The 22,755-nt window shown below is 70.8% G+C and carries 19 protein-coding genes; 2 read left to right on the forward strand and 17 right to left on the reverse strand.

Features of this window, described 5'->3' with window-relative positions:
* Window positions 1-193: 193 nt before the first annotated feature.
* The 17 genes from SROS_RS17740 to SROS_RS17825 all read right to left on the reverse strand — a co-directional run bounded on the left by SROS_RS17740 (window position 194) and on the right by SROS_RS17825 (window position 19,647).
* A complete protein-coding gene (locus SROS_RS17740) occupies window positions 194-622 on the reverse strand; it encodes a hypothetical protein (RefSeq protein WP_012890326.1) in 429 nt (142 codons plus the stop codon).
* Window positions 623-1,557: 935 nt separating this feature from the next.
* Entirely contained in the window at window positions 1,558-2,025 is a 468-nt protein-coding gene (locus SROS_RS52155) for a hypothetical protein (RefSeq protein WP_012890328.1), read from the reverse strand.
* A gap of 575 nt (window positions 2,026-2,600) precedes the next feature.
* Complete coding sequence (locus tag SROS_RS17755; protein WP_012890329.1) at window positions 2,601-5,693, reverse strand: AfsR/SARP family transcriptional regulator; 3,093 nt, start codon at window positions 5,691-5,693, stop codon at window positions 2,601-2,603.
* A 42-nt stretch (window positions 5,694-5,735) separates the two neighbouring features.
* Window positions 5,736-6,488 carry an SDR family oxidoreductase gene (locus SROS_RS17760; protein WP_012890330.1) on the reverse strand — a complete coding sequence of 251 codons (753 nt, stop codon included), beginning with the start codon at window positions 6,486-6,488 and terminating at the stop codon, window positions 5,736-5,738.
* On the reverse strand, window positions 6,479-7,240 hold the full coding sequence (locus tag SROS_RS17765; protein WP_012890331.1) for a hypothetical protein: 762 nt from the start codon (window positions 7,238-7,240) through the stop codon (window positions 6,479-6,481). The genes SROS_RS17760 and SROS_RS17765 overlap by 10 nt, the downstream gene beginning before the upstream one ends.
* A gap of 2 nt (window positions 7,241-7,242) precedes the next feature.
* Entirely contained in the window at window positions 7,243-8,478 is a 1,236-nt protein-coding gene (locus SROS_RS17770; protein WP_012890332.1) for an ATP-grasp domain-containing protein, read from the reverse strand.
* On the reverse strand, window positions 8,475-10,262 hold the full coding sequence (locus tag SROS_RS17775) for a non-ribosomal peptide synthetase (RefSeq protein WP_012890333.1): 1,788 nt from the start codon (window positions 10,260-10,262) through the stop codon (window positions 8,475-8,477). Before SROS_RS17775 ends, SROS_RS17770 begins: the two co-directional genes overlap by 4 nt.
* Window positions 10,263-10,303: 41 nt before the next feature.
* A complete protein-coding gene (locus tag SROS_RS17780) occupies window positions 10,304-11,551 on the reverse strand; it encodes an MFS transporter (RefSeq protein WP_012890334.1) in 1,248 nt (415 codons plus the stop codon).
* A complete protein-coding gene (locus tag SROS_RS50970) occupies window positions 11,548-12,630 on the reverse strand; it encodes a thioesterase domain-containing protein (RefSeq protein WP_012890335.1) in 1,083 nt (360 codons plus the stop codon). The genes SROS_RS17780 and SROS_RS50970 overlap by 4 nt, the downstream gene beginning before the upstream one ends.
* Window positions 12,627-13,334 carry a cupin domain-containing protein gene (locus SROS_RS17790; protein ID WP_012890336.1) on the reverse strand — a complete coding sequence of 236 codons (708 nt, stop codon included), beginning with the start codon at window positions 13,332-13,334 and terminating at the stop codon, window positions 12,627-12,629. Before SROS_RS17790 ends, SROS_RS50970 begins: the two co-directional genes overlap by 4 nt.
* Before the next feature lie 2 nt (window positions 13,335-13,336).
* Complete coding sequence (locus SROS_RS50975) at window positions 13,337-13,900, reverse strand: type 2 periplasmic-binding domain-containing protein (RefSeq protein ID WP_012890337.1); 564 nt, start codon at window positions 13,898-13,900, stop codon at window positions 13,337-13,339.
* 108 nt (window positions 13,901-14,008) lie between these two features.
* On the reverse strand, window positions 14,009-14,923 hold the full coding sequence (locus SROS_RS17800; protein ID WP_012890338.1) for a TauD/TfdA dioxygenase family protein: 915 nt from the start codon (window positions 14,921-14,923) through the stop codon (window positions 14,009-14,011).
* Window positions 14,920-15,720 carry a nucleotidyltransferase domain-containing protein gene (locus SROS_RS17805; protein ID WP_012890339.1) on the reverse strand — a complete coding sequence of 267 codons (801 nt, stop codon included), beginning with the start codon at window positions 15,718-15,720 and terminating at the stop codon, window positions 14,920-14,922. The genes SROS_RS17800 and SROS_RS17805 overlap by 4 nt, the downstream gene beginning before the upstream one ends.
* Before the next feature lie 838 nt (window positions 15,721-16,558).
* Window positions 16,559-17,029 carry a DnaJ family domain-containing protein gene (locus SROS_RS17810; protein ID WP_012890340.1) on the reverse strand — a complete coding sequence of 157 codons (471 nt, stop codon included), beginning with the start codon at window positions 17,027-17,029 and terminating at the stop codon, window positions 16,559-16,561.
* A gap of 135 nt (window positions 17,030-17,164) precedes the next feature.
* A complete protein-coding gene (locus tag SROS_RS17815) occupies window positions 17,165-17,806 on the reverse strand; it encodes a response regulator (RefSeq protein WP_012890341.1) in 642 nt (213 codons plus the stop codon).
* Window positions 17,803-18,918 carry a sensor histidine kinase gene (locus tag SROS_RS17820; RefSeq protein WP_012890342.1) on the reverse strand — a complete coding sequence of 372 codons (1,116 nt, stop codon included), beginning with the start codon at window positions 18,916-18,918 and terminating at the stop codon, window positions 17,803-17,805. The genes SROS_RS17815 and SROS_RS17820 overlap by 4 nt, the downstream gene beginning before the upstream one ends.
* 54 nt (window positions 18,919-18,972) lie before the next feature.
* The gene (locus SROS_RS17825) at window positions 18,973-19,647 is read right to left on the reverse strand and encodes a hypothetical protein (RefSeq protein WP_218919866.1); all 675 of its coding nucleotides are present in this window, start codon (window positions 19,645-19,647) and stop codon (window positions 18,973-18,975) included.
* Window positions 19,648-20,242: 595 nt separating this feature from the next.
* On the opposite strand from SROS_RS17825, the gene SROS_RS17830 reads away from it, so the two are divergent.
* Both SROS_RS17830 and SROS_RS17835 read left to right on the forward strand, forming a co-directional pair.
* Complete coding sequence (locus SROS_RS17830; RefSeq protein ID WP_012890344.1) at window positions 20,243-20,725, forward strand: hypothetical protein; 483 nt, start codon at window positions 20,243-20,245, stop codon at window positions 20,723-20,725.
* 430 nt (window positions 20,726-21,155) lie between these two features.
* Entirely contained in the window at window positions 21,156-22,718 is a 1,563-nt protein-coding gene (locus SROS_RS17835) for a peptide MFS transporter (protein ID WP_012890346.1), read from the forward strand.
* Window positions 22,719-22,755: the final 37 nt, after the last annotated feature.

Consider the following 22,755-nt stretch of genomic DNA (forward strand, 5'->3'; position numbering starts at 1 on the left):
CACATGGCCAAACCGGGCCACCCGTGTGCCGCTTACAGCAGCGCCGTACGGCAACACCGCCTTATGCGACCACACGTCGCCGTCCCGTATTCACCATCCGACCAAGGAGTGAGCCTGCAGATCTGGGCCGCGCTGTTCACTCGTCATGAGGGGGCTGAGGTTCGAACGGGTAGGACGTGAGTGGTTTCCCGTGCTACTTCGCGCGTACGGTCACCGCTGCTCGCGGCGCGTGAAAGACCAGGCTCAGCGTGAAGGCGTCCAGCGTGAACAGGTCGGTGCCGTCCCAGTCGAACAGCCCGACCTGCCCCGGTGGAGCATCAGGGGTAGTGGCCACGCAGTCATGGCCCTCCTGGTCCTCGTGCCACTCGACGAGGCGGACGTCCTCGAACCGGAAGACCACGACAGGCGTCTTCGCCAGTTCGAGTGGAGTCCACTGCAGATCGTAGACGAACTCCAATTCCAATGTCGGCGGCCTGCCGGGCGCATAGGTCAGGCGCCTGAAGTCGGTGTCGTGGAGGTAGACATGGGCACCCTCCTCGGTCCAGAACTCGTACATGCCTCCCTTGGAAGTGATGCCACGATCTCTGTCCTTCGTCACGCCGGCGAACTCGGTCGCTGACATGAGGACATGGTCCTACAGACCGGAACGATTTGGCAGGTCCCGGCGGAGCGGTGGCAGCAGCGTCCCCGCACGCGGGCACACCACGGCAACCGTCCACCACCCTCTGGCCGAGGTCTCCGCTACCCGGCCAGGGTGATTGATCCGCCCGAAAAGCGGAAGGTCAGCAGTTCGACTCCGCCCCTGACCGTCAGCGTTGACCAGCAAGAACGCCCCGAAGCGATCATCGCTCCGGGGCGCTTTCGTGGTGTTGACGGCAACCCCGGATTGGGTTCAGGTGTCCACCTCATAGCGATACCAACGCCGCGGATCCCCGCCCTCGTGCAGCCACAGCGTCCCATCTCTGCCGATCTTCCCCCGTGCCCAGCCGGGTCGGGTGCCGGCCGTCTGGTAGCAGCAGGTGCTCGCGATCCGTCTCGGTGACGGCTCCGTCCTGCCGGCGGGTCCCGCGGATCTCCCAGCGGAAGCCGCCGCTCGCTCGGTGCTGATCGAGGAAGGCAAGCTCGGAACCGGAGACGGCCAAGCCGGTGCACCGTGTGACGGGGTCGGTGTGACGCTCCGGACGCCGTCAGCATCGATCTCGATCAGCGGAATCTCGCGGATCTCGACTCCGTCGCAGATGACGGCGGTCGTGTCGTAGCGTGAGGGCGGCCGGAGCCCGGAGAAGTGCGGGATGGGAGTGAAGCCCTGAGCGGGGTCGGCGACCAGGGCGGCGAGCCGGCCGCGGTAGTCGGGTTCGTAGCTGATGGGGATGATCTCGGGGACTGCCATGCGCGGGGGAGTGGCGGTCGGGTCCGACAGTGCCTCCGCACCGCGCGTGATCTTGCTGACGGAAGTGCTGACACCATCCCTGGACGCGAGTGGACACCCACAGAAGATGATCAAGTGTGAGGTGTCTCCGAGCTGGTTTTTCTGACATCCGTGGGATCCCGAACCGACTACGGATCGGAAGGTGCCCGGCCGGTGTTCTGCCTGTCCCGGCTCCAGATCTCGGTGCATCGAGGGAGGTCTTCGATGCCTCCGCCTTCGGGGATCATGCCCCAGAGGAAGGGGATCAGGTACTGGGGTGGTTCGCCCAGGAGCGCGGTCAGTTCGTCCTCGGTGATGGTGAGGGTGAATGCCGAGCCCGGTTGCCCGGGGTTCCATCCCTGATCGAGGGCTCGCCGGATGCATCCGGCGACGAGGACGGGGCGGACCGCGGTGGTCCGTTCTCCGAGCGGGTTGTCCGGCCGGGCGAAGGGAAGTGACACCACGAGAACGCGCCCCGGCTCCTCGGGCCGCTCGACGGTGACGGTGAGGGGGCTCCAGCCGTCGCCCTGGCGGTGGGTGGGCCTGCGCCGGATCCGCCAGCGGAAGGCGGTGCCGTCGACGTTGATGGGCCGTGAGCCCTTTCTGGGCATCGCCACGGGCGCCTCCGAGTTTCTGCTCCGTTGCGTCGCTGCTCCGTGGGAGTACCGAAGGCATCGAGAAGTGAAGTGACGCGAGACGCCCGCAAGCGTAGCCGCTGCTCGTCCCCATGATCGAGCCGTTTTCGCGGGTGGACCGACCACATATCGGAGATCACCCGGATCTACGAGGGCAGGGCACATGAGCCCGAATATGTGCCCTGAGCCTCAGGGCACACGAAGGAGGGCGGCGGCAGGAGGACGGCGGCTCCGCCGCAAGGACGCGCTCGTTCGGGTAGGTGCCGTCGTACCTGTCGTACCTGTCGAACACGGCGTCCACGGAACGCGACACCTCATCCACGACGTTCGCCCCGGCCCCCGAAGCCGCATCCTCAGCTTCGCGGCCGACTCGGTGCGGAATCCGCCCGCCAGGACGGCGGACTTGCCTCGAAGATCCATAGCTGAGAAGGACAGGCGGACCGTGCGACGATGTGCACCGCCGCGCTCGCCGAACCGGTCGCCGTGCAGGGCGACCGGTCCGCCGGGCGCGGCCGGCGGCGGGCTGAGGAGTTCGGGCGCGGGCAGTGGACGGGCGATCACGAGGGCCGGGCGGAACGTTGTTCCCACGCTCGGCCGATCTCCGCCACCACGGCCAGCGCGGCGCCCTCCTGGAGGCGGTAGTTCGTCGGGCGGGCCAGCTCCAGCGCCTCGTCGGCGAGGGAGAGCGCCAGGTCGCGCCGGCCTGTACCGAGGTGCGCGCGGGCGAGCCCGAGCAGGGCCCGGACTCGCATGTAGCGCATGCCCGCCTCAGTCGCGAGTTCGAGGGCCCGCTGATGCGCGTCCGCCGCCTCGCCGTAGCGTTCGCCCAGCGTACGGACGGTGCCGAGGACGTTCGCCGCGGTGCACAGGGCGTAGACATGATGGGTGCTCTCGGCCAGGTCGTGCGCCGCGATCGCGTGGTCGAGGGCAGGGCCGAGACGGCCCGCGTCGCGGTGGATCTCCGCCAGGGTGGCGAGGCTTTTGACCTCGGGCACGGGCAGGCCGCTTGCGCGATCGTGTGCGAGCGCCTCGGTGGCCAGGGCCAAGGCCTCGTCGAGGTGCCCGAGGAGGCGCCGGACGGTTGCGAGCTCGTTCAACGAGGAGCTCAGCGGGCTGCCACGCAGCGTCCGGTGCAGTGCCACGGCATGGCGCAAGTATCGTTCCGCCTCGCCGAGGGCGCCGAGTTCGAGGTGCATGGTGCCGAGATTGCTCAGGGCGTTCGTCTCGCCGTAGACATTGCCGATGTCGCGGTTGATCCGCAGGGCGACATCGAGGTGGTCGACGGCGGGCTGGAGCTCGCCCTGATCGTGGCAGGCGGAGGCGGCGTTGTTGTGGGCGGCGGAGACGCCTTGAGGCCATCCGGCCTGTTCGCTGTAGCGCGCGGCGGCGGCGTAGGCGGCGCGTGCCTGACCGTAGTCGGAGCGTAGCTGGGCGGCGGCGCCGACGCAGAGCTGCGCCGTCGCCAGGCCGGACGGCTCGCCCTCGGCCGTGGCGGCGCGCAGGGCCGCCTCGGCGACGGCCACGCAGTCGGCGATGTCGATGTGCTGGAACAGGTGGCCGCGCAGGGCATCGGCGATCAGCCACGCGTGGTGCCGCGGTCCGTGCTCGGCCGCGTGGACCGCGATCGCGATCAGGTTCGCACGCTCGTCCCGCAACCAGTCCGCGGCCGCGCCGCGCCCGTCCGGCGAGCGGCCGGCGTGCTCGTCCGGCGCCTGTACGGCGGGCTGCCGAACGACCGCTTCGAGGGCGGGCAGCCGGGTGATCGACGGATAGGCGATCTCGGCCGCCCAGGCGGCTCTGGCCAGATACCAGGCGCCGAGGCGTTCGGCGGCCTCATGGCGGCTCTCCGAGTCGTCTTCCTGCCGGGCGAGTTCTCCGGCGTACTGGCGCAGCAGGTCGTGGAAGGTGTGGCGGTGCGGCTGATGCTCTGTGAGAAGGTGAGCGGCGGCGAGCCGGTCCAGCAGCCGCTCGGCTTGCGTCACGTCGATGCCCGCCAGGGCCGCGGCGGCCGGCGCCGTGACGTCGGGTCCGGGGACCAGTCCGAGCAGCCGGAACAGCCGCCGGGCGGGGGGCGGTAACCGCGCATAGGACAGGCTGAACGCGGCGCGCACCGCCATGTCGCCGTCGATCTGGAGCATGTCCAGCCGCCCGGCGGCCAGAGCCGTGCCGTAGCCGGCCAGCGACCAGTGCGGATGGGTGGCCAGGGTGGCGGCGGCCACGCGCAGGGCGAGCGGCAGGTGGGCGCAGAGCCGGACGATCTCCTCCGCCGTTCGCCGCTCGGCCGCCAGGCGCTCGGCGCCGATCACCGATTCCAGCAGTCTCAGGCTTTCGGCGTGGCCGAGCATGCCCAGGGAGAGCCGCCGGGCGCCATGGGAGGCCGCCAGCCCGGCGAGCGCGTCCCGGCTGGTGACCAGGGTGAGGCAGCCCGGAGCGCCCGGTAACAGCGGTCGTACCTGGTCGGCTGTGTGGGCGTTGTCGAGCAGTACGAGTATCCGCCTGCCCGACAGGTGTGACCGGTACAGGCCCGCGGCCCTCTCCTCGTCGCCGGGGATCTGCTCGGCCGGCACGCCCAGTGATCCCAGCATCCGGGTGAGCGCCTCCAGCGGCGCCATCGGCGGACGCAGCGAGTGCCCCCGCAGGTCGATGTAGAGCTGCCCGTCCGGGAATTCGTCGGCCGTCCGGTGGCCGAAACGCAGGGCGAGGGCGGTCTTTCCCACCCCGGCCGCCCCGGTGACGGCTGTCACGACGGCCATGGTCGAACTGTCGGGAACGGCGTAGCGCCGCAACGCGGCCAGATCGCGTTCGCGCCCCACGAAGCCCATGACGTCGGGTGGCAGCTCGGCGGGGGCCGGGGTGTGCCGCGCCTGCTGCTGTGGCGGGATGTCCAGGCCGGGATCGTCGGCGAGGATGGCCGCCTCCAGCCGGCGCAGCTCGGGCCCCGGGTCGAGGCCGAGCTCCTCGGCCAGCAGGATCCGTCCGGTGCGGTAGATCTCCAGCGCGTCGGAGCGCCGCCCCGACCGGTAGAGGGCCAGCATGAGCATCCCGCGCAGGCGTTCCCGTAGCGGCTGCTCGGCGAGAAGCGCCGCCAGCTCGCCGGTCAGGTCGCGGTGCCGGCCCAGCGTCAGCTCCAGCTCGGCCCGCTCTTCGAGGGCGACCAGCCGCAGCTCCTCCCACCGGCTCACGGAGGCCTCCGCCTCCGGCAGCTCCAGATCGGCGAGCACCGGACCTCGCCACCACGCCAGTGCCCGGCTCAAAAGGTCGCTGGCCTCGGCCGGTCGCCCTTCCCTCGCCGCCTGCCGGGCTCGCTCGATGTCCTGTTCGGCTCGCTGGGCGTCGGTGAGACCGCCACGCAGCCGGTAGCCGGAACCCATGGTCTCGATGAGCTGCGGCTCGACACCGGCCTCCCGCAGCGCCCGGCGTACCGTGGCCATCGCGATCATCACCTGGTTGCGCACGGTGGCCGGCGGGTCGGCGCCCCAGATCGCGGCCAGGCGTTCGATGGTGAACATCTGCCCGTGGTGCACCACGAGCATGGCCAGAACCGCCCGGGCACGCTGCCCGCTCAGCCGCACCGCCCGCCCGTCCACCACGACCTCGAACGGGCCCAGGATTCTGAACTCCACCTCGCGGGCCCCCATGGTGATCACCATATCGGCTCCGCCCGCGCGGTCGGCGCCGATCGACCGGCACGGTCATAGGGCCCGCAAGCCACCACCATCTACGGCGAGCATCGTTCCCGTCAGGTACGAGGCCGCCGGCGAGAGCATGAAGGCGGCCACCCGGCCGAACTCCTCGGGCTCCCCGTACCGGCGGAGCGGTAGATTCTCCGGGATGGTCACGCCGCCGGTCAGGTCCGGCCGCCCGAGGTCGGCGGTGCGGTCCGTCCGGATCCAGGCCGGCAGCAGGCCGTTGACCCGGATCCCCCGCGGCCCCAGTTGATCGGCCAGAGACTTGGCGACCATGGCCAACCCCGGGCGCAGGCCGTTGGAGATGTCGAGATTCGGTATCCCGGCGCGTACCGCAGTGGACAGCACGGCCAGGATCGAGCCGCCCGGGCCGAGGCTGCCCGCGACCGCGCGCATCAGCCGTACCGGCCCGAGGAAGATCTCATCGAAGGCGCTTCCCCACTGCTCGTCGGTGATCGTCTCGACGCGTCCCGGCGACGGGCCTCCCGTGTTCACCAGTGCCCCGTCGAGACGCCCGAAGGTGTCGAGGGCGGCGGTGACCAGCGCCGTCGCGGTCTCCGGCGCGGACAGATCAACGTGCAGGCCGATGCCGCGGCCCGGTCCGGGCAGCCGGACGGCCGCCTGCTCGGCGGCGCCCGCGGTGCGTGCCGCGAGCACGACGTGCGCTCCCTCGGCCGCGAGCACCTCGGCCGTCGCCCGGCCGAGCCCGCGCGACGCTCCGCCCACGATGTACACCCGCCCGGCCAGCTTCAGGTCCACGGCTCACCCTCCGTCCGGCGGGTCGGTGAGCCTGGGCTGTGCCTGAGCCGCCGGTACAGCTCGGCCGAGCCGATCGCGGCGGGCAGGCCGCCCGCGATGCGAATCGCCGCGCCCGCCGGGCCGCACCGCTCCTCTGTCTCGTCGGTGAGCACCACCACGATCCGGTCCTCGTTCTCCCCGTCGTCGGGTTCCGCGCTCGCGCCGGCGCAGTAGGAGATCCACCGCGCCTGCCGCGCCGCCAGATCCGCGGCGATGTCCGCGGGCAGGCCGTGTTCGGTGAGCAGGCGCCGCGCGAGTGCTGTCGCGAACTCGGCCGGGAACCCGGCCGCCTCCGGTCGGGCGGACGGGATGATCTCCTCGACCCAGCCGGCGTCGGCACAGTACTTCCGCGTGGTTTCGCGCATGAGGTCCGCCACGGTGGCGGAAGTCGGGACGGACGGGTCGAACACGACGGCCCGGCCGCTCACGTGCGCCGGCAGCCGCCTCAGCGTGGCCCGTACCAGGGAGACGGCCGAGCAGTGGCCGAGCAGCAGATAGGGCGGTCCGCCGAGGGACTGTGCCACGGCGGCCCAGTGGCGGGCCTGGGCGTCCACCGGCACCACCTCCTCGTGCAGCCCCGAATGCTCCAGAGGGTCCACGACGTGGTCGACACGGGCCCCGAAGCGGTCGCTGAGCGGCCGGAAGGAGACCGGCGGCGTCTGGGTGGAGAACTCGAAGCGGACGATCGTCGCCGGAGACTCGATGGGCCGCATGCCTACCCCACCTCCGCCCGGTAGACGTACTCCACCCGGAGAACCCGCGTGATTTCGTCCAGGGTGGCGGAGAGCTGTCCGTGGTCTTCCACCGCGCCCGCGACAAGGCCCAGGTTGCCGTGGTAGCCCGCCCTCCAGTCGACCTCCGCGCCGGGCAGCGCGGAGATCCGGACCTGTTCCACGCCGGGTACGCGCCCGAGGTCCTCCACCCCTCGGATGCCGGCCACCCGCACCGCCCCGGCCCGCGGCAGGACGAGCCGCTGGAACGCCACGCAGGAGTAGGACAGCGTGCGCGGCGTCGCCGTGCCCAGTGCCGCGGCGAGGGCGAGCCGTACCGGGTCGACGCCGGCCGCCCGGCGCAGCAGCGGCGCCACGAAGCCACCCAGCCTGCCGTTGACCTCGATGACGCGCGGCCCCGTCGCGGTGAGCTTCAGCTCGGTGTGGACCAGCCCCGAGGTGACGCCCAGGGCCCGGATCGCCCGATGGGCGAGCTCGGCCGCGGCCGAGACGGTCTCCGGCCTCAGCGTCGCGGGGACGAAAAAGCCCGTCTCCCGGTACGGGGCCTCCAGCGGCAGCCGACCGGTGACCGCCAGCGGCCGAGGATGGCCGCCGGTCACCAGTGTCTCCACCGAGACGTAGTCGCCCCAGGCCGGACCGGCCACGCTCGTGTCGCCGGACAGTTGCTCCTCGACGATGTACGCCGTCCCCGGCCGGTCGGCCAGCAGCTCTCGAAGCAGCGCGGACCCCGCCGGGACGTCGGACACCGGGTAGGTGTCGCGGCTTCCCGATCCGGAGACCGGCTTGACGACCGCCGGCACCCCGACGCTACGCAGAGCCGGCCCCACGTCCGCCGACGAGCTGACCCGCGCGTGCCGCACCGACTCCGCTCCCGCCGCCGCGAGCACGGCACGCTGCACCGACTTGTCGGTGAGCGCGGTGGCCGCGGCGGAGCTGTGGTACTCCAGGCACAGCTCTTCGGCGATCGCGGCGGCCTGGCCGATTCCCGCATCGCTGAAAGAGACGATGCCCCGAGCCCCCAGCCGCCGCAGATCGCCGGCGTCGTCGAGGTCGACCGCGGGCCCCAGCAGCTCGAACAGCTCGATCAGCCGGGTGGACACGGAGGGATCGGAGCGCCGGTAGGCGAACAGCGGGCGGCAGAGCCCGGCCGCCGCGTCGGCGACTTCCATGGGAGAGGCGGACCCCGCGCCTCCGACGACGAGGACCACCGGAAGCGTCATGGCGTCCCCTCCAGCTCGTGGCCGGCGTTCCGGCGCAGGTGGTCCGCCAGGTCGCTGAACGCCGCCAGCTCGCGGTGAGTGTAGAGCGAGTCGGCGGCCAGCGGGATCCCGAGCCGGGCGCGTACCTTGGCGATGACCTTGGCCGCGTCGAGGGAGTGGCCTCCGAGCCGGAAGAAGTCGTCCTGCGGCCCGGGAGCGACGCCGAGCGTCTCCGTCCAGATGGCGGCGACGGCGTGCTCGGTCGCGGTGGCCGGCGTACGGGCGGCGACGGCGTGCTCGGTCGCGGTGGCCGGCGTACGGGCGGCGCCACCCGTCCAGTCCACGCGGGACGCCAGCGCGGCTCGATCGATCTTGCCGTGCGAGGTCAGCGGCAGGCGCTCCACGGCCTGGAACCGGGTCGGGATCATGTAAGGCGGGAGCCGGTCGGCGAGCCGGACGCGCAGCTCGGTCTCCGTCGCCGTTCCGCAGTGGAATCCGACGAGCACGGGGCCGGTGGCGCCGTGCGCGACGACGACGGCCGCCGCCGACACCGCAGGGCAGTCGAGCAGCGCCGCCTCGATCTCCCCGGGGTCGATCCGGTACCCCCGGATCTTGACCATGCCACCTCGCCGTCCGACGAACTGCCACTGCCCGTCGGGACGCCGCAGGCATACGTCTCCGGAGCGGTACCAGGTGGATCCCGCGCGGCGGACGAATCGCCCGGCGGTGAGCTCCGGATCGCCGAGGTAGCCGAGGGCGAGGGCGCCGCCGCCGATCCACAGCTCCCCCTCCACCCCCTCGCCGGTGATCACGGTGCCGTCGGTGGCGACCAGCATCAGCTCGACCCCGTCGACGGGAGACCCGATCGGCGGCAGTCCGGTGGGGACCTGCCGGCGCAGGTCCTCGGTGGCGGTGGTGACCACCGTCGCCTCGGTCGGGCCGTACTCGTTGAACACCGCGGCCGGGAAGTCCGGGGGTGGCCAGCGCCGGAGCTGGTCCCCGGCCACGATGAGCGTCCGCAGCGTGCGGGCCGCGTCCGGCTCGGCCAGCAGCCCTTCGGCCAGCGCCGTGGTGAGGAAGCTCTGGGTCACCGCGTGCCGGGCCAGCGTCGCGCGGACCACGTCCAGGTCCCGGACGACGTCGACGGGCGGCAGGGCCAGCCGCGCTCCGGCGTACAGCGCCGACCAGATCTCCTTGACGGAGCTGTCGAAGCCCAGCCCGGCGAACGCCGAGACCGTGTCCCGGGGGCCGGTGCCGTACTTCTCCCGATGCCAGGCGAGCATCCGGGCCAGGCTCCGGTGGCCCACCATGACGCCCTTCGGGACGCCCGTGCTTCCGGAGGTGAAGATCAGATATGCGACGGCGTCGGGATCGGTGGTCATCTCCGGGGCCTCCGTGGCTCCGGTGGCGGGTTCGAGGAGGACGGGGACGCCGGCGGGCACCCGACCGGCCAGGTCGGGGCAGGTGACGACGGCGGACACGCCCGCCGCGGCGACGATGGCCTCGACTCTGCCGCGCGGGGTGTCGGGATCCATCGGCAGGCAGGTCGCGCCCGCGAGCCAGACGCCCAGCTGCGCGGCCACGGTGCCCGGGTCGCGGCCGCGCAGGACGGCGACCGGCCCTTCGGGGGATCGCGCCATCCCGTCGTCGGCGGCGGCGGTGCGGCGGATGGCCGCGGCCCAGCCGGCCGCCTGCCGGACGAGACCGGCATACGTCAGCTCCTCCTGCCCGGCGACGACGGCGATCCGCCCGGGAGAGTCGCGCGCGTGACGGAGGACGGCGGCGAGTGTGGAATGCCGTGACAATAGGTTCTCCTGAAAGGCGATGGGCGAGAGGGACCCGCGGGTCAGGTCTCGTGGATCAGGGCGCGGTGCGCAGCCGGGGCGATCCGCGCGGTCCGCGCGGCCCAGGCGGTCACCGGCCGGACGCAGGCCGCCGCGATCGCGTAGGCGGCGGCCATCACCAGCCAGCCCCACCCGCGCAGGGCGAACACCAGGCCGACGAGGACGACGGGGGCCGCGACCTTCTCGACGTTGTCTCCGAGCCGGAACAGCGCAAGGTAGGCGCCTCGGGACCCGGCGGGCGACAGCTCGTTCGACAGCCCCCAGAACCCGGCGACATGCCAGAGCTCGGCGCAGGTCAGGGCGGCGGTGCCGGCTGCCAGGAGGGCCACCGCGGTCCCGTCGGGGACATACTGCGTGCCCGCGAACACCAGGCTGCAGGCGCACAGCGCAAGCGCGGCGCGCCTCAGCCGGGCTGCGGCGCCCGGCAGGTCGTCGGCCCCTCGCGCGAAGGGCACCTGCAGCAAGATCACCATCGCGGTGTTGAGGGTGAACAGCACCGCGACGACCGAAGGTCGCACGCCCGCGATCTCCATCGCCCAGGCGGGCAGGAGCAGCGCGAGCACCGTCCTGTTCGTCGCGAGGAAGCCGGACAGCAGGGACAGCGCCAGCACCGGCCGGTCCCCGATCAGCGCCTGCCGTCCCCTCGGGCGCGACCCTCCTCCGGCCCGTTCCGCGTCGGGCAACCTGGCGATGAACCAGGCGTCCAGCAGCAGGGTGAGGGCGTTGCCGAGGGCGAGGCCGACGTAGGCCCGCGGCGAGTCCAGCAGCAGTACGGCCGACGCCCCGAGTGAACCGGCCGCGATGCCCGCGTTCAGGGCGACCCGCATGTGCGCCTGCGCCTTGAGCCGGGTCTCCCGGGGCAGCACCTCCAGCGTGTACGTGCTGCGCCCCGCCGCGGCGGCCGACTCGGCGACGCCGAAGGCGGCCATCAGCGCGAGGAAGCCGGCGAACCCGGTGATGAAGGGATACAAGGCGAACAGGACCGCCTTGGCCAGGATGGACCAGAGCCAGAGCCGGCGCGGCGACACCCGGTCCGCCACCGTCCCCAGCGGAACTCCTGTGGCGAGCGCCACGATGCCCGATACCGATAATCCCGCCCCCGCCTGGGCCACGGAGAGGTGCAGGTGCTTGATGGTGAACACGGTGCCGGCGGCGATGAAGAAACCGGTCCCGATCGAGGTGAGGCCCACCTGCAGGACGAGCCTGCCGGCCAGGTGGTCGCCGAAGACCCGTTCGAGCAGGGACCTCAACGGGAGGCTCCCGCTCCGCGCGTGCTCAGCAGCAGCCTCCCGGCCAGACCGGACACGCCGGGCTCGACCAGCGCGTCCGAACCGGGTATCGGCGTCAGCACGAGGGAGGAGGCGATCCCCTTCCACTCGTGGAGGAGGCGCTCGCGGTAGCGGGGGCTGCGCTCGGTGCTGTAGACGACCTCGATCTCGCCCGGATACGGCTCGGTGATCTCGTAGGCGTCCATGGCCGCGGCGTGTGCCCTGCGGATCGACAGGTATCCCAGGAGCATCTCAGCGGTCGTGCCCGGTGGGATCCGCCCCTTGCGCAGCCCGCAGTCGAGCATGTATCGGATCCGATCCGCGGGAGACAGGGACAGGTAGTGCTCTCGGCTGTCGACCATCGTCCACAGCGCGGGGAACAGTTCGGCCACCTCGTCGACCTCCTCCTCTCCCTCGCGGGTGGCCGGATCGATCAGGGTGAGGCCGGCGACCGTCCCGCCCTGACGCCGCAGCGCGTGCGCGATCTCCAGGGCGACGAACGCGCCGAAGCACCAGCCCGCCAGATAGTAGGGGCCCCGCGGGTCGCGGGTGGCGATCTCGCGTGCGTAGCGGGCACCCATCTCGGTCAGGCAGACGGCCGGCACCGGATCGCGGCCAAGAGCGGGCGACTGAACGCCGCACACGGTGACGTCACTTCCGAGACGCTGGCTGAGCTGGAGGTACCTGACCGCGGTCCCGGCAAGGACGTGCGCGCAGTAGAGCGTCGGCGCATCATCCGCCGGGCTGCGGCTCAGATCGAACAAGATCGGCTGGGGAGCGGTCGCCCCGCCGCTGCGGAGCACTCCGGCCAGATCCAGGAACCGGGGACTGCGATAGACGACGCCGGGTTCGAGCCGGATCCCGAAGTGCCGCCTGAGCCGGGCCACGACCACGGCGGCGAGCAGGGAATCTCCGCCCACCGCGAAGAAGTCGTCCTCGATGCCCAGGTCATCCCGCTTCAGCAGGTCCTGCAGAATGACCAGGAGTTCAAGCTCGAACTCGTCTCGGGGCGCCCGCCGTCCGCGCTCGGCGACGTCCGCTCCGGAGGCGCGCGGCCTCACGCGGGCTCTCCCGCCGTAGGGACGGAGGCGAGCAGAGGGGAGCCGTCGTCCGCGGGTCTGTGGTAGCGAGGCGGGATGAAGGCCACGAAGTTGAGGCTCGATTCGGCGGAGTCGTTGACCGCGCTGTGGCTCACCATCGGAGCCGCGTAGTAGGCGTCCCCCGGACCGTGCTCGTGCTCCTCGCCGCCGACGGTCATCCGGTAAGCGGCTCCGCCGATGACGTAGCCGATCTGCTCGTGACGGTGCCGGTGGTCCGGCATCTGACCGCCCGCCTCCAGCGTGCTGATCATGATTTCGAACCAGTCGCCGACGAAGAACTCGTTGAACAGCCCCAGTTTCGTCTTCTTCCGGTCGCCGAGCTCGATGAAGCCACTGGAGCAGGGCCTGTCGACCAGCCTCTTCAGATCGATCGACACGGTCGGCTCGGAGGTCGGGTTGCGCGCCGCGTGCGGCACGCCCGGGGCGATCATGTAGGCGGTCCGGAGCGGCTCCATGACCCGCTCCTCCTCCCCGATCAGCAGCGTCAGCCGGCCCGAGACGAGGATGCCCGCCTGCGCCTCGTCGTGGCTGTGCGGCGGCAGGACCGCGCCCGGCGCGATCTCCACCACCTGCACCAGGGTCTCGCCCGCGGCGAAGGCCCGGGCACGCACCCCTTCGGCCAGCTCCACTGACCGGAGCTGGGGGAACATCGTCGTGACGGTCATCGTCAGTCCTTTCCGGAGAAAACGGTCCAGCTGAGGTCCAGGGGGCCATGCACCGCGGCGAACTCCAGGCCGTAGTGGTCGGCGGAGCTGCCGTTGGTGATCGCCATGTCGGCGAGCCCGTCGTGGACGGACTGAGCGGCGACGCTGTTGGAGGAGGCGTTCATGACCGTGATCTCCGCCCCGCGGTGCCCCGCCCGCTCCAGCATCCGCTCCAGCAGGGGCAGGACTGCCGAGTGGCAGGCCACGGTCAGGCCGGCGCCGCCCCCCGTGACCCATCCCCTCCTCGTCACGAGCCCGTAGGGCGGAGTCTCGTGGAGGAAGATGTAACGCACGGCCGCTCGCGGCTCGGTGTAGAAGTAGTTGATGTTCCCGTACGCGTGCGGCACCACCAGCAGGTCGTCGTGACCGGCGAGTACCGAGTCGAACGCCTCTTCGAAGCTCGGGTGCAGATTCACCGACCCGCCGGAGGCGCCCAGGAAGCGCTCCAGGATGTAATCCGCCGCCAGCTCGCTGCTCGTCCGCTCGGGACCGAGCGTCGCGATGCGCTTCGCTCCGGATCGCCGCACGTAGCCGACGAACTCCTGATGACGGCAGTCACACGGGATGGGATGTGACGACAATTGTCCCCCATGATGTCGTGCCGGCCCTTCGGCCGGGGTGAACGGCGACGGCGCCTAGCGCGGGCGGTCGCCGGCGATGGAGATGCGCTCCATGACCCGCCGCTCCGGGTAGTAGTCGTTGACCGCGTAGTGCTGGGTGGCGCGGTTGTCCCAGACGGCGACGGAGCCGGGCTCCCAGCGGAACCTCACCTGATACTCCGGCGTCTCCACATGCCGGCACAGCCGGTCGATGAGCTCCCTGGCCGCGCCGTGCTCCAGTCCCACGACGCCCTCGGTGAACACCCGGTTGACGAAGATGCCCTTGCGCCCGGTCACCGGATGGGTCCGCACGATCGGATGGCGCACCGGCGGGAAGTCGGCCCGCGCCCTGTCGAGCTCCTCACCTTCGAGGAGCCCCAGCCGGGAGTAGAGCCAGTCGAAGTGGTGGACCGCCTCGCGGCCGTCGACCAACGCGGCCAGTTCGGGGTCGAGGTTGTCGTAGGCCGCGGCGACGTCGGACCAGATGGTGTCGCCGCCACCGCCCGCCGGCACCTCGACGGCCCGCAGCACCGCCCCCATGCTGGGGGTGGGATGCCAGGTGGCGTCCGAGTGCCAGGTGTTCTCCAGGCCCGGACGTTCCTCATGCTTGGCGAACCGGACGACATCCGGCGACCTGCCCTTCGACAGGAAGGGGAAGGTCTCCACCTTTCCCCAGACCTCGGCCAGCCGGCGCTGGTCCGCACCGGTCACGCGCCGGCCGCGGAAGAAGAGGACCTTCCATTCGAGCAGCGCGTCTCTCAGCTCGGCCTTGAGCTCCTCGTCGAGCGGCGCGCCCAGGTCCACCCCCGTGATCTCGGCTCCGATCAGGGGGCCCGCCGGGCGGATCCGCAGCCGTGCGCAGGGCCGGCGCGGCCAGCCCTCCGGCAGCCTGCGCAGCGTTCTGGGGCCGATCTGCGCCCGCCCCGGCTCGTTCAGGATCAGGGCGTTCACAGGAAGTCCGCCTCGAAGACCCGGGTGACGATGTCGCCCTGCGGATTGGTGAGCGTGGGGTCCTGCGCGCCGAACCGGATGGCGACCTCGCGGGTGAGGAGATACGCCTCCCGCATTTTCGCCACCATCGGCTCGTAGGCGTCGGCCGCGAGGATGTCCTTGATGACGGGCTGCAAGATCCGCCCCAGCTCCGTCTCCGCCGTCGATCTGGCCTCCAGCCACTTGAGGTGGCAGAAGGGGACGCCTTCGAGCAGGAAGGAGATCTCATAAAGTCCGCGGACGAAGTCCGCGCGGACGAGGTCGGTCGTCACGGCCAGACCGCGGTCGCGGGCCAGCCTGGCATGCTTGATGCGCATGCGCAGCCAATGGCTCCGGCTCTTGATCAGGGCGGGCATGGTGGCCGCGAAGGATGCCATGTGCGCGTCGACGACGGCACCGAACTGCCCGCCCGGATCCTGCCACACCTCGGCCTTCTTCAGATAGGAGGCGGCGATCACGGGCTCGCGGACGATCTCCTCGCGCAGCTCGCGCATCGCCCAGACCTTGAACGCGACGTCGTACGGCTTGCGGTACCAGACGGTCCAGTCGCCACCAGGCTGTACCAGGCCGTCCTCGATCGCAGCGGCGACCGCTGCCGGATATCGGTCGTCGGGAACGTAGAGGAAGACGTCGACGTCCGAGAACTCATCCGCCAGGCCGTGACACCAGGAGCCGACCAGCGCGATTGAGGCGGCTTGGCGCACTATTTCGAATCCGGGCCTGCGGCACAGCTCCTCCAGCCGTTCGCGGGCATGCATGATGGGTGCTGCTGTCGTATCCAAAGGATGCCTCCCATGAGTCCTCGCGCACGAGGCTGTCCGGCACAGGACGAGCGCCGTCACGTGCGACAAGGCAGGTTCTTTTCGCGTCGCGGATCATTTGAGCAGGCGGCGTTATAGGGCTGCTATGAATCGCCTATGAGGCGGAAGCGCTTCAGGCGGTGCCCGTAGAGGAATCGCCGAGACCTGTGGATCGCGATCTTGGGAGGCTGCCGGTGACTCCTGCAGCGGCCGAGCATGCCGGGGCGGGGGAGACGTCCGCGGCCGGGCTCGTCGAGCTCTTCCTGGCGGAATCGGGACCGGAACGCCGCCGGCTCCTGATTCACCGGCCGGCAAGGTTTTCCGAGGCTACGAGCGTCCAGAACTGGCGGATCGGCTGGTCGCGACGTCCGGTGACAGCGCTGCGGAGCCGTCACCGGATAGTGATCACGGAAACGGAAGGTGTCTCGGAGGCGTTCCGCAGTCCCAGGCAGTGGGAGTTCCGCCCGCTGAGGCGGGTCGGCTGGTGCGCTCGTCAAGGACCACCCGGGTCTACGGGGCAGGGCACACCCAGGGCACATGGGCACGAGAAGCACTACGGAACGACGAGAAACGGTAAACGCCGAAAACCCGGCTCGGAACGGCTGCAGGCGATCACCGCAGGTCGGTCACCATGACGGATGAGATCTCGGTCCGCTCATGTTCGAAGCGGCTGACCTGCGGTTACGCAGGCAGTCATCCCTCTGAGGGAACGTCCGGGACACAGCTCGGGTCTCCGGCACGTTCCCCGGTGCCGTCGATCACTCTGCGCATGCGGTCTTCGCCGGACGGCGACGGCTCAGCCGTGCCTGATCCTCTGGAAGAAGGAGCGCTTCCTGCGAGGCGGTTCAGGGGCGGGCTTCTCCTCGGCGGGATGGCGGGCCCGCCAATCGCCGACGACCTCTTCCACATCGATGAGCGGCTGGAGAAGCGGCGGACCGGACAGGGGCTTTCCGTAGCTCTCGCGGATCCGGTCGTTGATCTCCTCGATGATCCTGCGAGCCTCGGCCTCCGTCCGGGCGCCCACCGCCGCCGCTCGGGACTCCTCGGCCTCCTTGCGTAGCGCGAGCGTCCCCGGCAGTGGGAACGACAGGTTCTCCGCCTGCATCTTCTGCTTGATCCACCACATCTCGTCGTACGGCCTGCCCTCGCCGGGAAGGGGCTTGCCCGCGCCCGGCAGGTCGTCGAACTCCCCGCGCTCGGTGGCCTCACGGATCTGCCGGTCGATCCACGTCTCGAAGCTGACTCCGGGTGATTTGCGTTCCGTCACACCTTCACCTCCCATGCCGCGATCAGCATCACCTTCGAGGATAACCAGGGGCATGCCATGGGGAGACGCCTCCTCTGAGGAGTCAGACGAGCTCCGGTAGGCCCTCGCACGGCTATACGTGATCATGTCGCAGGCCTACCCGGCATCGCGGACGAGGAGGGCGATCTGTACCCGGTTGGCCAGCCCGAGTTTGGCGAGCGAGCGGCTGACGTGGGCCTTGACCGTGGTCTCGCTCATGCTGAGTTCTCGGGCGATCTCGGCGTTGGCCAGCCCTCGGGCCACTACCTGGACGACCTGCCGTTCGCGGTCGGTGAGGGCGGCCAGGCGTGCGCGTGCGGCGCGGGCGTCCGGTGCCTGCTGTCCGGCGAAGGCGTCGATCATCCGCTTGGTCACCGTAGGCGCGAGTGTGGCGCTGCCGCCGGCCACCGTACGGACGGCGGCGATCAGGTCACGGGGCGCGGTGTCCTTCAGCAGGAATCCCGCGGCCTTGGCGCGCAGGGCGCTGTAGACGTACTCGTCGCGGTCGAAGGTGGTGAGCATGACCACCTTCGGCGGGTTCGGGGACCGGTTGATCTCCTTGAGCGCGGCCACGCCGTCCATGTGGGGCATCTGCACGTCCATGAGCACGACGTGCGGCCAGTGGCGCGCGACCGCGGTCACCGCCTCCACTCCGCTCGCCGCCTCGGCGACCACCTCGAGGTCATCGGCGGCCTCCAGGATCATGCGCAGCCCGGTCCGCACCAGGGCCTCGTCGTCGACGATGAGCACCCGGATCACGTCGGCAACCTCGCGGACACGAGGAAACCGCCGTCCGCCTCCCGTCCGGCGGCGAACCCGCCGCCCAGCAGTTCGATCCGCTCTCGCAGGCCGATCAGGCCGAGGCCGCTGCCGGGCATGGCCGGCGTGTCGTCCGATGGGACGGAGTTCTTGATGGTGACCTCCAGCGCCGAGGGCAGGTAGTGCACCACGACCTGGGTGGCGGCCATGCCCGCATGCTTGTGGATGTTGGTGAGGGCCTCCTGCACCGTTCGGTAGGCGGTGTGCTGCACCATGACGGGCACCTCCCGCGCCGTCCCCTCATCGCGCCGTTCCACCGGGATGCCGACAGACCTCGACTGGTTGAGCAGCCAGTCGAGATCGGCCAGCGTCGGCTGGGGTTCGAGGACTTCGTCCCCGGTCATCGGCGGTCGCCGGGGAACTTCGGTGAGGATCCCGAGAACCGCTCGCAGCTGCTCAAGGGCCTCCTTGCCGGTGACCCGGATGAGCTCCGCCTCCGCCGCGGTCTTCTCGTCCACAGCGTTGATCTCCAGCGCTCCCGCGCGCAGGACCATCAGCGATACCCGGTGCGCCACCACGTCGTGCATGTCCCGCGCGATGCGGGCGCGCTCCTGCGCGCGAGCCCGTCCGTCGAGGGCGGCTCGCTCCCGCTCCAGCCGTTCGGCGCGCTCACGCAGCCCGGTCACCACCTGTCGGCGCGCGCCGACCCACAGCCCGATCACCAGCGGAAACCAGACGAACAGCGGCGCGCCGCCCAGGGAGGAGAGAAACTCGGCCTCAGGCTGGGGCACCACCGCCAGAAGGCTCGCGACCACCGCGAAGACCGTCAGGTGCAGGGGGCGCCGATACGTGGTCGCCGCGACGTAGGACGCCACGGACAGCAGGAACCCCGGCGACCGCGCCACCGAGTCGACGGCCGCGACGAGCAACAGCGGCCAGAGCCGCCGCGGTGCCGTCCAGGCCACGGCGGCGGCCAGGAGACCGATCGCCGCGCCCTGGATGTACACGGGCACCGAGGCGAGGCCGAAGAAGGTGTACGGCCTCGCGTCCGGTACGAAGCCGGCGCAGAAGGCGGCGGCGGGAAGCGCCACCGTCACCAGTCGATCACGCATCTCCTCGATCCTCACCTGATCAGCCTAGACAGCCGTATCCGGTGGGCGTACAGCTCACCAGCTCACCAGCCGCAGGGGCTTGCGGCCGGGGGCGGGGAGCCGCTCGGTCAACAGCTCGGGGACGGCCTCGCGCAGCACCCGGATGCCGAGCGGCACCAGCACCAGACACAGGACGCCTGCCGAGATGACGTCGATGAAGGTGCTCTCCTTGAGATGGCCGGTCCACAGTGTTCCCGACCAGAGGAACAACAGGAGACGCCCCACACCGAACGTGCCCGACCGGTAGGCCCCGATGGCCAGCACAAGGGTGCCGATATACAGGCCGAAGGCAGCCGTGACGGGTACTCTCCACGGCCCGTAGGAGACGTCCGCATACGTGTCCATCACGATCTTGGTCGTCTGTTCAAGGCCCAGCTGCCCGATCAGCTGGAAGGCGGTGTGATCGACGCCCGCCCAGTACAGGCGCGAGAAGAGGCCCAGGACGAGGAGCGTGCCGCCCACGAGGGCGGACCACGGAGCTCGCGCGGCGACGATCCGGGCGAGCGTGATGACGGCGGGACACAGCAGAATGGCGCCGAGGGCGAAGCACGCATAGCCGGCGGTGACCAGTGCGGGATTCTCCACATACACGGCCAGTTGTATCGGGGCGGCGAACGGCTGCCTGTCGAACGCCTCCAACTGCTCGGGCGTGAAGGCCACCGAGTTCAGCGCCAGGTACCGCAGAAGCAACCCGGCCGACCATACGAGGGGGGCGAGGACAAGCGCCGCCCCTCCGATGATCCGGCCTGGGAACCAGGCGTTGCGGTGAACGAGGACAGGGGTCTTCCATCTGCCGCCTGGTCGGGCAGCCGTGTCTGTCTGTGGCATGACGACCACCCTGGATCACGGATGGCACGGTCACATCCTTCAATCGATACGGCAGGCGTCTCTTTAGTAGGGACGATTCCTGCCGATATCTCTTGCCGTCCTCATCTCTTGATCTCTTGCCGTCCTCGCCCGCCGGCGGGCACGCATCGCGGCGAGACGGCTGCCGCAGGGTGAAGAACCAGCGGTCGGCCGCCGTTGGATACGTCTGGACCTTTGCTGCGCTCACCAAGTCTCCGGCCGCATGAAACCTCTGCGACGAGAGTTCCGCAAGCCACGGATCAGGACGGTCGTGATCTGTACGCGGACGATCATGAATGCCACGATCATGTCTCATGGATGCGGATGCCTTCTGGGCACTGATCGAGCGGTCCAGCCGGGAGACCATCCGGCTCGCCCGCCTGGCCGCCATCGCTCAGCGCCGACTCCGACTCCGACTCCAGCCCGGAACGGGGATGTGATGGATGCCTACGAGCGGCGCTGCCGCCTGCTGATGCACGCCTATCCGCCGCGCTTTCGCGAGCACCGGGGTCAGGAACTGCTGGGCCCCCTGCTGGACCTCGCCGCAGCGAGGCAGACGCGACCTGCCCTGCGTGACGGCTTCGACATCGTCCGCGGTGGGCTGCTCACTCGGCTCAGGGACCGTCCCCCTGCCGGGCAGTGGATCCTGTACCGGATGTTCGGCAGGCTCGTGTCCGACCGATACCGGATGTGGGTCCGCGACGACCTCCGCAGCAAGCTGTACTTCTTCCATACTCCGTTCCTGCGGTTCATGCTGATCGTTCCGCTGCTTACCGGCGTCGACGCGTTCCTCCGCACCAAGGGTGTAGAACTGCTGGACTGGCCGATCCCTGTGGCTCTCGGGCTCGCCTACCGGAGCGCGATCACGACCAGACGCCGGGCAAGTGACCGGTACGGGCTTGCGCACGTCGACGCCTCATGACCTGAGGTGGTCAGGTGCGGCTGTTCAATGTGCGGGGTGGCCCGTCGGCGCCGGCGGGATCTCAGGGGATGAGCAGGCTCCAGTAGGCCGCCCACGGCACGAACGCCACCGCCGATGCGAGACCAGGCCGAGCCGTACCCGGTCTCCCGGGCCGAGCTCGCGGCGGTGGTGCCAGGCAGAGGTGGCGGCCGGGCCGGCTCTCGGCGGGTTGGAAGCTCGCTCGAATCGCGGTGGAAGCCGCCCGCCGTTCGGTGATCTTGATTGGCGTTCCCGAGGCATCCTCGAGCCCGTGCCCGTAGTGCTGTCCTCAAAGGTTCGTGTCGAAAAGAGGAAAGCGCATGGACGAGGCGAGAGCCCACGGTTGCGGCCGGGAGACGGAGGCCGTGTCCGGCCGGGTCTACGGGCGCCGGGCGGACGGGGTCGAGGGCTCATGAGCTCCCAGCGGTCCGGGACCGGGAGTCCCGGCGAGAGCCACGACGCCGCCGACCGGTATGACGGCGCGGTGTCGGTGCGCGCGATGCCGCGCTGGTACGTGACGCTCTTCGCCACCGACGCGCTCGAACGTTTCGGCTTCTACGGCATGCAGGCCATCCTGGTGCTGTACGCCGCGGCACCCCGCTCCACGGGCGGGCTCGGCCTGGCCAGGGCGGATGCCGCCGCGCTGTTCGGGGCGTGGATCGGCCTGATGTTCATCCTGTCGATGGCGGGCGGCTGGGCGGGGGACCGGCTGCTCGGCCAGCGGCCCGCGCTGCTGGCCGGGTGCGTGTTCAGCGGGATCGGCTACCTGCTCCTGGCGATCCCGACCGGTGTCATGACGGCGGTCGGCCTGTGCGTGCTGGCGATCGGCGGCGGCCTGTTCAAGCCGAACCACCAAGCGATGATCAACCTGATGTTCGGCGGCAGCAGAGGGCGCGAGTCGGGCATCTCGCTGATGTACGTCGGCGTCCAGGTGTCCGCGCTGCTGGCACCGCTGGTCACCGCCTTCCTCGGCGAGCGGGTCAGCTGGCATCTCGCCTTCTCGGTGGCGGCGCTGGCCGTGATCGCCACCGGCGTGGTGTTCGCCTCCACCGGGGCGCAGTTCCACGGTATCGGCGCCCGGCCGGCGAGGCCGCTCACGCCCGGGGAACGTCGTGTCCTGCTCACCCGGACATCCGCGACCGGCGCGGTGCTGGCGGGGCTGCTCGTCGTCATGGCGCTCGCCGGCGTGCTCAGCCCCACCACGGCGATCGCGATCACCGGCGTGCTGACCGTCATCGTGCCGCCCGTCGGCTACCTGGTGCTGTACCGGAACCCGGAGCTCGGCGTGGCCGACCGGCGGCGGCTGCGGGCCTTCCTCGCCGTGCTGCTGGGCAGCACGCTGTTCTGGATGATCATCGCCCACGCGGCGTCGCTGCTCAACCTGTTCGCCCGGGATCACGTCGACCTCGACGTGGCCGGCTTCACCGTGCCGGCCGGCTGGCTGCAGGCGGTGACGCCGATGTTCATCCTGGTGCTCGCACCGATGATCGCCTCGGTGCTGCCCAGGATCGGCGGGCGGCGGCATGTCGCGATCAAGTTCGCCACCGGGCTGCTGCTGGTGGGCGGCGGTTTCCTGGTGATGTCGGTCGCGGCCGCGCTCGCCGCCGGAGACACGAGGATCTCCCCGCTCTGGCTGATCGTGGTCTACCTGACGCACGCCTGCGGTGAGGTCGTCGTCGCGGCGGTGAGCATCTCGGCGCTGGCCGACGTGCTCCCCCGCCCGTTCATGGGGCGGGTCGTCGGCGTCTACTGGCTGTTCGCCGCGCTCGGCGGCGGGCTGGGCAGCGGCGTCGTGCGCCTGAGCGAGGTCGTTCCCGAGACCGCCTACTACCTCGGGCTCGGTCTTGTGGCGGTCCTGGTCGGCCTCGGATTCCTGCTCCGGCGCGCGGCGCTGAGCCGCGCGCTGGCGACGGACGACCATGTGGACGCCACCGTGGGCGGATCCGGGCCGCTCGCCTCCTCCACCGAAGTCTGAAGGGCTCCCCGGCGCCGGGCCGGCCGGAGTCTGAAGG

Source organism: Streptosporangium roseum DSM 43021, from assembly GCF_000024865.1.
GTDB classification, from domain to species: Bacteria; Actinomycetota; Actinomycetes; order Streptosporangiales; family Streptosporangiaceae; genus Streptosporangium; species Streptosporangium roseum.

What these genes read in the sequence shown, in the direction of transcription:
- SROS_RS17830 (WP_012890344.1), top strand. Translation starts at nt 20,243, where the DNA reads ATGGATGCCTACGAGCGGCGCTGCCGCCTGCTGATGCACGCCTATCCG.
- SROS_RS17820 (WP_012890342.1), bottom strand. Translation starts at nt 18,918, where the DNA reads ATGCGTGATCGACTGGTGACGGTGGCGCTTCCCGCCGCCGCCTTCTGC.
- SROS_RS17740 (WP_012890326.1), bottom strand. Translation starts at nt 622, where the DNA reads ATGTCAGCGACCGAGTTCGCCGGCGTGACGAAGGACAGAGATCGTGGC.
- SROS_RS17770 (WP_012890332.1), bottom strand. Translation starts at nt 8,478, where the DNA reads ATGACGCTTCCGGTGGTCCTCGTCGTCGGAGGCGCGGGGTCCGCCTCT.
- SROS_RS17835 (WP_012890346.1), top strand. Translation starts at nt 21,156, where the DNA reads ATGAGCTCCCAGCGGTCCGGGACCGGGAGTCCCGGCGAGAGCCACGAC.
- SROS_RS17805 (WP_012890339.1), bottom strand. Translation starts at nt 15,720, where the DNA reads ATGCATGCCCGCGAACGGCTGGAGGAGCTGTGCCGCAGGCCCGGATTC.
- SROS_RS17765 (WP_012890331.1), bottom strand. Translation starts at nt 7,240, where the DNA reads ATGCGGCCCATCGAGTCTCCGGCGACGATCGTCCGCTTCGAGTTCTCC.
- SROS_RS17755 (WP_012890329.1), bottom strand. Translation starts at nt 5,693, where the DNA reads ATGGTGATCACCATGGGGGCCCGCGAGGTGGAGTTCAGAATCCTGGGC.
- SROS_RS17790 (WP_012890336.1), bottom strand. Translation starts at nt 13,334, where the DNA reads ATGACCGTCACGACGATGTTCCCCCAGCTCCGGTCAGTGGAGCTGGCC.